This window comes from Streptomyces soli (assembly GCF_003999195.1).
Classification (GTDB): Bacteria; Actinomycetota; Actinomycetes; order Streptomycetales; family Streptomycetaceae; genus Actinacidiphila; species Actinacidiphila soli.
This window is the reverse complement of record NZ_RJVR01000189.1, coordinates 38,981-49,418: the sequence shown is the minus strand read 5'-3', so window position 1 is coordinate 49,418 and position 10,438 is coordinate 38,981. Positions and strand designations below refer to the sequence as shown.

Below are 10,438 nucleotides of genomic sequence, written 5' to 3'. Positions count from 1 at the left end.
CAGCTCCTCGTGGTCCCGGACGGACCGTCTCGATGCGGGCGCGTGGCGCGGGTGGGGCGGCCGGCAAGGAGCGTCCCCTCCCCACCGGCGTGGTCACTCGGGAGGGATCTCGCGGTAGACCAGCCCCAGGTCCACTCCGCGGCGGTGGTTGAGCAGCCGGACTGCGGCGTACCACAGGACGCCGCTGGCGATCACGCCGAACATGAACCACAGCGACAGCGTGCGGGTCACCGCGAACGTCGAGTTGACGGTGTCGTTGAAGATGAAGGTGGCCAGCAGCGCGGCCAGCACCACCGCGCCGCCCACCCCGGAGAGGGTGACCACGGGTATGCCGAACAGCCGCCGGCCGCCGGCCGACTGCCACACGGCGGGCAGGCGGTACGGGAACACCGCACCCGCCACGGCCACCACGATGAAGGCCGCGATCTGGGCCAGCAAAGCCCCGAGCAGGCTCGCCGAGGACCAGTTCACCAGGGCGAACAGGGCGATCTCGCCGGTGACGGTGCACACCGCGATGGCCTTTACCGGGGTGTGGAACCGTTCGCTGACGTCACCGAGCCGCTGCGGCACCGTACGGTCCAGCGACCAGGCCAGCATGTAGCGGGTGGCCTGCATGGTGGAGAGGGGCGTGCCCATCACCGCCCAGACGACGAAGCCGATCCCGAGCACCAGCAGCAGGAGGACGTTGTGAGTCAGCAGCGCCGCAAGGAAGTTGAAGCCGGGCGGCAGACCCGCGGGCAGCCCCAGCTTGTCCGGGCGGGCGCTGGCCAGATAGCCCAGACTGCCCAGCCACTTGGTGCTGACCCGGCTGGTGACCACGATGGTGAGCAGGCCCAGCACCAGGCCGTTGACCAGCACGCCGCCGACCATCGCCCGGTACTGGTTCTTCGACGCCCGCTTGATCTCGCCACCGATCTGCGCCGAGCCCTGCGCGTAGCCCACCACGAAAAACACCCAGGGCAGCATCAGGAAGGTGTCCACCCAACTGAAGCCCGCGCTGTTGCCGGTGTACCCCGCCTTGTCCGCGGCCGGGATGATCTGGTCGTACGTCAGGCCGCCGTTGTGCCCGGCGAACTGGTTCCAGCCGCCGGTGATGTGGCCGCCGCGGAAGAGCAGCAGGACGATCGACAGCAGCAGGCTGAGACCGGCGAAGGCGAACAGGAACTTCTGCCATCGCCAGTACCGCTGGCCGCCCAGGACGATGAGCACTCCGAAGCTTACCGTGATGAGGGTGCCAAGCCCGAGGACCCACCATTGGGTGTGGACGCCGAGCAGGTCGTGCTTGGCCAGCAGTGAGTTGCTCATGTTCAGCCACACCTTGTTGCCGGTGACCGAGCTGAGCGTGGCCAGCGCCGCCGGCACCGCGAAGGTCAGGGCGAAGTACGCGTTGAAGCCGATCCAGAAGAAGATCAGCCACAGGCCCTGGCTCCAGGAGAGCAGGAAGCCGACGATGGGGTGCAGAGTGCGGCTTACGAAGACGTAGTCACCGCCGGACCGGGGCATCGCCGCCGCGAACTCGGAGTACACCCGGAGCAGGGTGAACGCCATGAGCAGGGTGCCGACCACCACCGCCAGCAGGATGTTCCCACCGGGGAAGGCGGTTTGGGCCTGGAGATAGAGGAACACCCCGCCGACGGCCACGTTCATGCCGAAGCTGTTCATGATGAAGGCGTCGACGAGCGACACCTCCCGGATGAGGCCGGTGGAGTTGCGAATGAAGACGCCGGCCTGTTCCTCGGCCGGTGTGGTGGGCAGCTGACTCGGTGCCGACATGTCAGACCCCTCTCTAGGGGGCGGATCCGGGGTTTGGGGAGGGTGCGGACGCGGGGTCCTGGGCGGGCCGTGCGGTCGAGTGGCGGACTCCGCCGTCCCCGCGGTGGCTCTCGATCTCGAAGCGGAAGCGGTCCGCCCGGTACAGCACCTCGGAGAGTTCCACCGGCTTGTCGTGCTGGTCGCGGGTGACGGCCTCCACCTGCAACAGCGCCTCTCCCACCGGCACTTGCAGATGACTGGCGTGGTCGGGCAGCGCCCGGACCACCTCGATGATGTTGCGGGCCGACGTCATCACCGCGCCGTACCGGCGTTCCAGCACCCCGTACAGGGAGGTGCCCAAGTCCTCTTCGGCCAGTTCCGGGAACCGGGTTGCCGGCAGAACGGCTGTGAGCAGCGCCACCGGCTCCGCGCCCAGGAACGCCACCCGTCGTAGGCGGAAGACCTCGGCCCCGGTGGGCACGTCCAGGGCCGCGGCCGCGACGTCGTCGGCGACCCCCGTCCCGGACTCCAGTACGCGCATGCTCACCGGCAGTCCGGTCTCACCGAGGGTCGCGGTAAAGCTGGTGAGCAGATGGATCTTGCTCGCCACCTTGGGCTCGCTCACGAACGTGCCGCGGCCCCGGGTGCGGTTGAGGTAGCCGTTCTTGGCCAGGGCCAGGAACGCCTGCCGGACCGGGGCGAGGGACACCCCGAGGCGGACCGCGTACTGCTTCTCCTGCAACAGCTTCTCGCCCGGGGTCAGCCGCCCGGACACGATCTCGTCGAGCAGCAGCCGGTAGATCTGGTCGTGGTACGGCACGGCGGAGCTGCGATCGATCGCGAACGGCAGCGGGTCGTACGCCGAGCCGAGGAGTGGTGAAGAGGTGGGTGCAGCCATGCACGAGACCATAAAAGTTATAAGTTTCCAACCTATTTCTCGAAGGCAAGGAGTACGTGTCCTCGCACGAGGGCCGTAGCTTGCCGGGCCGCCGCGGGCCGGCCCGCGGAAAATCTGTGGCGCGGGCCAACCGACCCTTCAATACGGCGTGACCGAACTACCTGACGTCCTCGCGCGATCCGTCGTGCTCGACGTCCTCCATGTGTTCTGCGGGCCCGGCGACCGTTACGGGAACAAACTGGGCGTGGTGCGCGACGGCGCGGCCGTACGGGCAGTCGGCGACCGGCAGGCGCTGGCCGCGCGGCTGGGCTACAGCGAGACCGTGTTCATCGACGATCCCGAACGCGGAATCGTCGACATCTTCACCCCTAGCTGCCCGCTCCCCTTCGCCGCGCATCCGCTGATCGGTACGGCGTGGCTGCTCGACCTCGACGTACTGGTCACGCCGGTGGGCGAGGTGTACGGGCGCCACGACGGGGAGTTCACCTGGATCACAGCGCGCGCCGAGTGGGTGCCCCCTCGTACACTCCGGCAGTACGCCTCCCCCGAGGAAGTGGACGCACTGCCGGCGCCACCGCACGGCGAGGACGGGCTGTACGCCTGGGCCTGGGAGGACGAGGCGGCGAGCCGGGTCAGGGCCCGCGCATTCTGCCGACGGGGTGACAACAGCGTCGAGGACGAGGCGACGGGCGCAGCGGCCCTGCTCCTCACCCATCAGCTGGACCGGGCACTGAACATCATCCAAGGCCAAGGCTCCCAGATTCTCACTGCGCCCGGCCGCGACGGCGAGATCGAGATCGGTGGCCGGGTCCGCCTCACTCAGCCGGCCCCGCCCACGCCCACGCCGGTGCGTGCACGCATACCCATGGACTGGGCGGGAACCGTACGCCTGGCTTCCCGGAAGATTCCCTGGTGAGCCAGGGCCCTGCGGGACGCTCTGAGATCAGGACAGGCAACCGACGTGCGCGAGGGCCTGCTTGAGGAGGATTCCCTGGCCGCCGGGCATCTCCTGCTGGACCAGCGGGGACGATGCCTCCTGGGGGCTGAACCAGACCAGGTCGAGGGCGTCCTGGCGGGGGCGGCAGTCGCCGGCGACGGGGATGATGTAGGCGAGGGAGACCGCGTGCTGGCGGGGGTCGTGGTAGGGCGTGATGCCGTGGGTCGGGAAGTACTCGGCGATGGTGAAGGGCTGGGGAGAGGCCGGGACCCGGGGCAGCGCAACCGGGCCGAGATCCTTCTCCAGATGGCGCAGCAGCGCGTCGCGGACCCGCTCGTGGTGCAGCACCCGGCCGGACACGAGGGCACGGCTGACCGTCCCGTCCGGCCCGATGCGCAGCAGGAGTCCGACGTGTGTGACTTCCCCGCATTCGTCGACCCGCACCGGCACGGCGTCGACGTACAGGATCGGCATCCGTGCACGCGTCTGTTCGAGGTCATCGGGAGCCAGCCAGCCAGGCGTGGTTTCGGTCATGTCAGCCATTGGCTGATCGTACGTTGAGCGCGGGCCGGCACCAGTGGCGTCGATCACAGGGCGGCCCGGATCACACATTTCACAAAGCCGCCCGGCCGGTCGACCAGGAGGCCGAAGCCGGTGTCCACCTCGTCCAGCGTGACGTCGTGGGTGAGCAGCGGCTCAAGGGTCAGCACCCGCTCGGACGCCAGGCGGAGTCCTTCGCGGAGCGCCGCCAGGTGCCGGTGACGTTGCGGTGTGAAGCCGTGTACGACCGTGACGCCGCGGTACCAGAGCTCGACGTCCCAGGTGCGTTCGCCACTGTGGTGGTATCCGCCCACGCACAAGGTGCCGTGCTCGGCGACGAGCCGGCCCGCCGTTCGCAGCCCGGCGGAGGTACCGGTGAACTCGATCACGACGTCGAAGGCCGCGGGTTCGGTGTCGTCGGGTTGACACACCGCGTGGGCGCCCAAGTGCCCGGCGAGCTCGCGGGCGTGCTCCAGGGGGTCGACCCCGAGAAGGAGGGACGGCGCGTACGCGGCCGCGGCCTGGACGGCGATCAGTCCCATGAAACCGAGGCCGACGACGGCGACCCGCAGGCCGGGGCGCAGGCCGCAGCGGGAGAGGGCCTCGACGACGCAGGCGACCGGTTCGCCGAGGAAGGTGGCGGCGGACACGTTCGCCGGCAGCGGCAGCAGGGCGGTGGCCGGCACGTGCACGACCTCGGCGTAGGCACCCGAGGCGAATCCGGTGACCCGCTCGCCGACTGTCCAGCCGTACACGCCCGGCCCGAGGGCCACGATCTCACCGGTGAGTTCGTGACCGAGGCGCAGCGGGGGTGCGGCTGCGTCGTGGCCCGTCCAGGCGGGCAGTTCGGAGGCGCAGATGCCGGACACCAGGGTGCGGACGGCGATGTGTCCGGGGGCCGGCCGGGTGTCCGGTACCTGGACGGTCTCGCTGGTGCGGGCGGACACCACCTGGGAATAGCGCATGTCAGCGCCCGCCCTGCCGCAGGGCCAGCGCGAGCGCGCCCCGGGCCGGGGGCGCCTGAAGCATCACTGCTTCGGTGCCCGGCAGCGAGTCGGCCAGAGCACGGGTGAAGCCGTCACGCAGCCGCTGCCGGCCGGTGATGACGCCGCCCGCGAAGACGACGACGTCGGTGCGGGCGCCGCGTGCCGCGAGGTGGGTGACGAGGGCGGCGAGGGCCTTGCCGCCCTCCTCGATGACGGTGGCGGCCGACCGTGAACCGGCGTCCGCGGCGGCGAAGACGGCCGGGGCGTGGCCGCCCCACGTCTCCACCCCGCCGTCCCAGCTCATCGCCGCCGCGAGGGCGGGCAGGTCGCGTACGCCGAAGGCGGCGAACAGTTCGTCCTGCAACGGGTCGGGCGGGGCGCCCGCGTCGGCGCCGCTGAGCAGGGCGCGCGCGGCTTCCCGCACGAGCGCGGAACCGGAGCCCTCGTCGCCCAGCACCCAGCCCCAGCCGCCTGCGGACAGATACGCCCCGGTGTCGCGGTGTCGCCCGACCGCAATGGAGCCGGTGCCCGCCACCACGCCGATGCCGTGCCCGAACCCGGCGGCGGGGACGAGCAGTTCGGCGTCGTTGACCACGTCGGCCGGTATGCCGGTCAGGGCGCGCAGTTCGGCCGCGAGGAGGGCGCACTGCGCGGGGGTTTCGCAGCCGTGGGCGCCCACCGCGATCCGTTCGGGGACGGTGGCGCCGGTGACCGTGCGCAGCTGCCGGGTGAGCCAGGCGGCCGCGTCCGGGATGGAGCGGGTCTGCCAGCCGGTGCTGTCCACCGTACGGTCGCCGGTCTGGGTGCCGTCGCGGGCGTCCGCGAGGAGGATGCGGGTCTTGGTGCCGCCGATGTCCACGCCGGCCACGGTGCCCGTCATGCGACCGGCTCCTCGGTCTTGGTGTCGGCGTTGTGGAAGACGAAGTCCTCGATCTCCACGTCCCGCGTGCCGGCGAGCGCGCCGGCGAGGCGCTGGAGGACGACGGTCTCCAGCACGGTGCGTACGGGCAGGGGCACGTCCTGCGGCACTCTGGCGACGTACAGCCGCTTGCCGCCGCTGAGTGCGGCCGAGGTGACGGCGAGGGTCAGATGGCCCGCTTCGGCGAGGGTGCGGGCCAGTTCGAGTTCGCGCCCGTCGCCGATCACCACGTGCAGGGTCCGCCCGGCGGACTCCATGGCGCCGTGCAGATAGTTCCGGGTGACCAGGGCGGTCGCCGGGACCCGGCAGACCTCGCGCAGCAAGAGGGCTCCGGCCTCGGAGGCCGAGCGTGCGGCGCCGGAGGCGATGACGTCGGCCGCGACAGTCCCGGCAGCCAGCCCGGCGACCTCGTCGACGACGGCGCTCACCGCCTGCTCATGGGCTTCGAACCGTGCACCGATGCCCGCCCACTCGGCCGTGATCTGCTCCAGGGGCCGGCCGGTCAGCGCCCGGGCCACCATGGTGAGTGCGACGAGGGTGCCGGTATAGCCGACGGTCGAGGCGTAGCTGTCGGGTTCGCCGCCCAGGTCGACACGGTGTGCCGCCACCTCGGAGAGCGGTGACGGCGCGGTGTTGACGAGGGCGGCCCGTCGATGCCTGGCGACCTGGCCGAGGGCTTCCAGGGTCTCGGTGCTTCGGCCGGACTGGGAGACACCGATGACGAGGTCGGCGTCGGCGAGTACGGGTCCCGGGCCGAGGTCACCGGCGAGTTCGCGGCGCGTTGCGATGCCGTCCTCACCGAGGAGGCGCACCGGCAGGGTGAGTGCGGCGTGGCTCGCGCCGATCCCGACGAACACCGGCCGCCGGATGTCCGAGGGCAGTGCGGACGAGGCGAGCTGCTCGCTGACCCGCGCGGCGACGCGTTCCAGGGCGGCGGGCTGGGCCGCGCGTCCTGCGAGATAGGGAATGGTCCCTTCGGGCACTGCGGACACTGGATGGTTCCTTTCACGGGCGCACGGAGCCCGGGCCTACCACGCGCTCCTGTCTGGGCGACGGCGCGGCGGGCCGGGTGGGTACCTCGGGTGGGTGTCGGTGAGGCGGGAGGGTCAGGCGGCTCCGCCGCGGACGAACGAGGTCCGCAGCCGGTACCGGTCACCCCGGTAGGTGATCGTGGTGGCGAGTACGACGCGGCCCCTGGCGTCCGTCAGCGACTGCTGCATGACGAGCACCGGGTCGCCGGGCGCGAGGCCCAGGTGGGGAGCGAGTTCCGGTGGACAGCCCCGGGATTCGATGACGGATTCGGCGTCGACGGGTTCGCTGCCCGCCACCGTCAGCTCCGCCAGCAGGGAGGACTTGGAGAAGTCGGTCTCCACCAGCCCGGGTGCGAGGTGGAGGACCACCCGCGAGGCGTCGACGCCGATCGGCAGGCCGTCGAGCATCCGCACCCGGTCGAGGCGGAACAGCTCCGTGCCGCCGGCCACCACGAACTCGTCGGCCTCGTCGAGCGTGGCGGGGCTGACCTCGGCGCGCAGGACGGTCGCGGACGGCACGAGTCCCTTGCGGCGGGCGGTCTCGGTGAAGGACTCCAGGGAGTTGGGCCACTCACGGTCGGTGCGCTCGGCGGCGTACCAGCCGCGTCCGTGTGAGGAGTGCAGCACGCCCCGCTCGACCAGGTGGTGGAGCGCCTTGCGCAGCGTGACCCGGCTGATGCCGAACTCGTCGCTGAGTTCGCGTTCGGCGGGCAGCCGGCGTCCCGCCGGGAGGGAGCCGTCGGTGACGCGCCGCTCGATGACCTGGGCCGCTTGGACCCACAGAGGTTCATGGTGGTCCGCGGCGATGGCCGCCGCCGTGTTCTCAGACGTCGTGTTCACCGTTCCCCCCGTCCTTGCGTGAGCCGGTCGAAGCCCGCGTCGACATCCTTGTCGATACGCCGTCTGTCCGGGTCCGGGTTAGCGTCGAAGAAGTCGGCGATCTCGGCGGCGCCGCGCCGAAAGGGCGTCCCCGGGGTGAACTGCGGGAGCAGCCGGTGCAGCTTGCTGTTGTCGTAGAGCAGCGAATGACGGAAGTCCTCGGTGAGTACGGGCCCCATCCAGGCGATCTCCCGGCCGATGTCCTCGCTGGAACGGTGCACGATCAGTGGTTCGACGCCCGCGGCGCGGGCGAGTTCTCGGTGGATGCCGTCCCAGGTGAGGATCTCGTCGGACGTGATGTGGACGGACTCCCCGGTGATCCGCTCGTCGCCGAGCAGTCCGGCGAGCGCGCGGGCGAAGTCGCGGGCGTGCATGAGGTTCCACAGCGAGGTGCCGTCGCCGTGCACGACGACGGGGAGGCCGCGCCGCCAGCGGTCGATCACAGTCCAGCCGGCGAGCACCGGAAGCACCTGCTCGTCGTACACATGCGCGGCCCGGACGATGGTGGCGGGGAATCCGCGCCGCCGGTAGGCCTGTTCGAGAGCGTCCTCGCACTCCAGTTTCAGCCGGGGGTAGTCGAAGGCCCCCGCCCGGCGGGCCGAGGACTCGTCGACCGGCAGCCGGGGCGCGGGGCGGGCGTAGACGGAGCCGGTGGAGATGAACACGTACTGGCCGGTGCGCCCTTCGAAACGGGCTACGTCCTCGGCGATGTCGTCGGGGTGGTAGCCGATGAAGTTGACCACGACGTCGAAGGTCTCGTCGGCAGCCGGCACCCCACGCAGCTGCGCGTCGTCCCGTACGTCGGCGCACAGCGCGCGGACGCCGTCCGGCAGCGGGCGCCTGATGTCGCGGCCCCGCGTGATGACCGTCAACTCGGCTCCTTGTGAGACGAGTTCGTGCGCGGTGGCGGAGCTGAGAACTCCGGTGCCGCCCAGAAGGAGGACTCGCATCCCGGTCATGGCGGTCACCGCCTCCCGCGCGCCAGGCCGCGCCCCACGAGGTAGTCGTGGCAGCGGCCGAGCAGCTCGTACATGTCGTGGTGGGAACGGTCCATCTCGACGATGTTCCAGCGCACCCGCGGGTTGGCGCGGGCCGCGGCTTCGACGTCGACGACGCCTTCGCCGAAGGGCACCATGTGGTCGTCCATCCCCTGCGCGGGTCCGTCCTTGAGGTGCACGGACTCCAGGCGCGCGCCCAGCGACGCGGCGACGGCCGCGGGGTCGGCGCCCCCGGTGTGGGCCCAGTAGGTGTCGAGTTCGAGCACGACGGCCGGGTCGAGCGCCCCGAGCAGCAGGTCGTAGCCGGTCAGGACTTCGTGACCGGTCAGGCCCGCGAAGCGGGTGCGGAACTCGGCGAAGTGGTTGTGGTAGGCGATTCGCATGCCGCGTGCCGCGGCGTTGTCGGCGGCCTCGTTGATGCGTTCTGCGCCGCGCATGATCGCATCGGCGCTGCTGAACTCCTCGGGTTCCAGGCTCCATACGAGGGTGTCGGCGCCCACTTCCTCGTACTCGTCCAAGATGGCGGTCGCCGCCTCACCGGCCGGGAAGGGAGCGTGGGCGCTGCACAGCGTGAGGTCGAGTGCGTCCAGCCGGGCGCGGACGGCAGCCGGGCGATGGCCGTAGAGGCTGATGGTCTCGACGGCCGGGTAGCCGAGTTCGGCGACCCGTTCCAGGACGCCGAGCAGGTCCCGGGACGCCTCCTCGTGCAGCGACCACAGCTGGGCGGCGATCGGGGGTGGGGCGGCGGGGGGAAGGTCAGAGGTCATCGGCGGTCTCCGATCGTGCGCGCGTTGCCCAGCGGCCAGCGGGTGGACCACGTCCCGATGCTGTCGTCGTCCATTCCGGCCGCCCAGAGCGCGGCCTGCCGCACGAGCTGCCGGAAGCCAGGGTTGCCCCAGGCGCGCGAGTCGTGTCCGAGCGCGCTGTAGCAGACCCGGCCCGCGCCGTGTTCGCGTACGTAGACCAGGGGTTCGGTACCGGTGGGGGTCTCGCGGTCGGCGAGGACCCGCACATCGTCGGCGTAGCCGAGGACGTAGTACTCGTCGTCGATCGCGAAGTCCTCCAGATGGCGGGTGACCGGGTGCTCCTCGCGCACCCGCACGTCGAAGCGGCCCTCGGAGCCGGCGTCGCCGTGCGAGACATACCGGGATCCGATCAGTTCGTACGCCGTCCGGTCGGCGTCGAGGCCCCCGTCCCCGAACCCGAACAGGTTGCTGGCGTGCAGGGCGACCAGCCCCTTGCCGCCCGCCACCAGGTCGGCCAGGGCCTGCTGCTGGCGCGGGTCGAAGACGGTGGACGAGCGGTAGAGGACGTACACGTCGGCCTCGGCCGTGGCCTCGAGCGGGTCGACGAACCGGTCGAGGCCGACGGCGCGTGCGGTGGGCAGGCCCGCCTCCGTGACGATCTCCTGGAGCGCCAGGGCAGCGCCGATCAGGTCGTGGTGGAGGTCGGTGCCCTCCACCACGACCATGGCCGAGGCAGAGCCTCGCAGTTTCAT

The 10,438-nt window shown here is 71.2% G+C and carries 11 protein-coding genes; 1 reads left to right on the top strand and 10 read right to left on the bottom strand.

The window, feature by feature from the left end:
- Positions 1-93: 93 nt before the first annotated feature.
- Both EFK10_RS17410 and EFK10_RS17405 read right to left on the bottom strand, forming a co-directional pair.
- The gene (locus EFK10_RS17410) at positions 94-1,773 is read right to left on the bottom strand and encodes an APC family permease (protein ID WP_127356589.1); all 1,680 of its coding nucleotides are present in this window, start codon (positions 1,771-1,773) and stop codon (positions 94-96) included.
- Between the two features lie 13 nt (positions 1,774-1,786).
- Positions 1,787-2,650 carry a GntR family transcriptional regulator gene (locus EFK10_RS17405; RefSeq protein ID WP_164836029.1) on the bottom strand — a complete coding sequence of 288 codons (864 nt, stop codon included), beginning with the start codon at positions 2,648-2,650 and terminating at the stop codon, positions 1,787-1,789.
- A 148-nt stretch (positions 2,651-2,798) separates the two neighbouring features.
- On the opposite strand from EFK10_RS17405, the gene EFK10_RS17400 reads away from it, so the two are divergent.
- Positions 2,799-3,566 (top strand): PhzF family phenazine biosynthesis protein, encoded by a 768-nt coding sequence (locus EFK10_RS17400; protein WP_240677274.1) that lies wholly within the window; start codon positions 2,799-2,801, stop codon positions 3,564-3,566.
- A 27-nt stretch (positions 3,567-3,593) separates the two neighbouring features.
- Here EFK10_RS17400 and EFK10_RS17395 read toward each other — a convergent pair whose 3' ends face one another.
- From EFK10_RS17395 to EFK10_RS17360, 8 genes are all read right to left on the bottom strand, one after another.
- The gene (locus EFK10_RS17395; protein WP_127356661.1) at positions 3,594-4,121 is read right to left on the bottom strand and encodes an NUDIX hydrolase family protein; all 528 of its coding nucleotides are present in this window, start codon (positions 4,119-4,121) and stop codon (positions 3,594-3,596) included.
- A gap of 53 nt (positions 4,122-4,174) precedes the next feature.
- On the bottom strand, positions 4,175-5,092 hold the full coding sequence (locus tag EFK10_RS17390; protein WP_127356587.1) for an alcohol dehydrogenase catalytic domain-containing protein: 918 nt from the start codon (positions 5,090-5,092) through the stop codon (positions 4,175-4,177).
- A 1-nt stretch (position 5,093) separates the two neighbouring features.
- Positions 5,094-5,993, bottom strand: coding sequence for an N-acetylglucosamine kinase (locus EFK10_RS17385; RefSeq protein WP_127356586.1), 900 nt, complete (start codon positions 5,991-5,993; stop codon positions 5,094-5,096).
- Positions 5,990-7,024 carry an SIS domain-containing protein gene (locus tag EFK10_RS17380; RefSeq protein WP_206305485.1) on the bottom strand — a complete coding sequence of 345 codons (1,035 nt, stop codon included), beginning with the start codon at positions 7,022-7,024 and terminating at the stop codon, positions 5,990-5,992. The genes EFK10_RS17385 and EFK10_RS17380 overlap by 4 nt, the downstream gene beginning before the upstream one ends.
- A gap of 114 nt (positions 7,025-7,138) precedes the next feature.
- Complete coding sequence (locus EFK10_RS17375) at positions 7,139-7,903, bottom strand: GntR family transcriptional regulator (protein ID WP_127356585.1); 765 nt, start codon at positions 7,901-7,903, stop codon at positions 7,139-7,141.
- Entirely contained in the window at positions 7,900-8,901 is a 1,002-nt protein-coding gene (locus tag EFK10_RS17370; protein WP_240677273.1) for an NAD-dependent epimerase/dehydratase family protein, read from the bottom strand. The genes EFK10_RS17375 and EFK10_RS17370 overlap by 4 nt, the downstream gene beginning before the upstream one ends.
- A gap of 5 nt (positions 8,902-8,906) precedes the next feature.
- A complete protein-coding gene (locus EFK10_RS17365) occupies positions 8,907-9,707 on the bottom strand; it encodes a sugar phosphate isomerase/epimerase family protein (RefSeq protein ID WP_127356584.1) in 801 nt (266 codons plus the stop codon).
- Positions 9,704-10,438, bottom strand: a complete 735-nt coding sequence (locus tag EFK10_RS17360) for a ThuA domain-containing protein (protein ID WP_206305484.1) — start codon at positions 10,436-10,438, stop codon at positions 9,704-9,706. The genes EFK10_RS17365 and EFK10_RS17360 overlap by 4 nt, the downstream gene beginning before the upstream one ends.

What these genes read in the sequence shown, in the direction of transcription:
- EFK10_RS17390 (WP_127356587.1), bottom strand. Translation starts at nt 5,092, where the DNA reads ATGCGCTATTCCCAGGTGGTGTCCGCCCGCACCAGCGAGACCGTCCAG.
- EFK10_RS17405 (WP_164836029.1), bottom strand. Translation starts at nt 2,650, where the DNA reads ATGGCTGCACCCACCTCTTCACCACTCCTCGGCTCGGCGTACGACCCG.
- EFK10_RS17385 (WP_127356586.1), bottom strand. Translation starts at nt 5,993, where the DNA reads ATGACGGGCACCGTGGCCGGCGTGGACATCGGCGGCACCAAGACCCGC.
- EFK10_RS17365 (WP_127356584.1), bottom strand. Translation starts at nt 9,707, where the DNA reads ATGACCTCTGACCTTCCCCCCGCCGCCCCACCCCCGATCGCCGCCCAG.
- EFK10_RS17395 (WP_127356661.1), bottom strand. Translation starts at nt 4,121, where the DNA reads ATGACCGAAACCACGCCTGGCTGGCTGGCTCCCGATGACCTCGAACAG.
- EFK10_RS17370 (WP_240677273.1), bottom strand. Translation starts at nt 8,901, where the DNA reads ATGACCGGGATGCGAGTCCTCCTTCTGGGCGGCACCGGAGTTCTCAGC.
- EFK10_RS17410 (WP_127356589.1), bottom strand. Translation starts at nt 1,773, where the DNA reads ATGTCGGCACCGAGTCAGCTGCCCACCACACCGGCCGAGGAACAGGCC.
- EFK10_RS17360 (WP_206305484.1), bottom strand. Translation starts at nt 10,438, where the DNA reads ATGAAACTGCGAGGCTCTGCCTCGGCCATGGTCGTGGTGGAGGGCACC.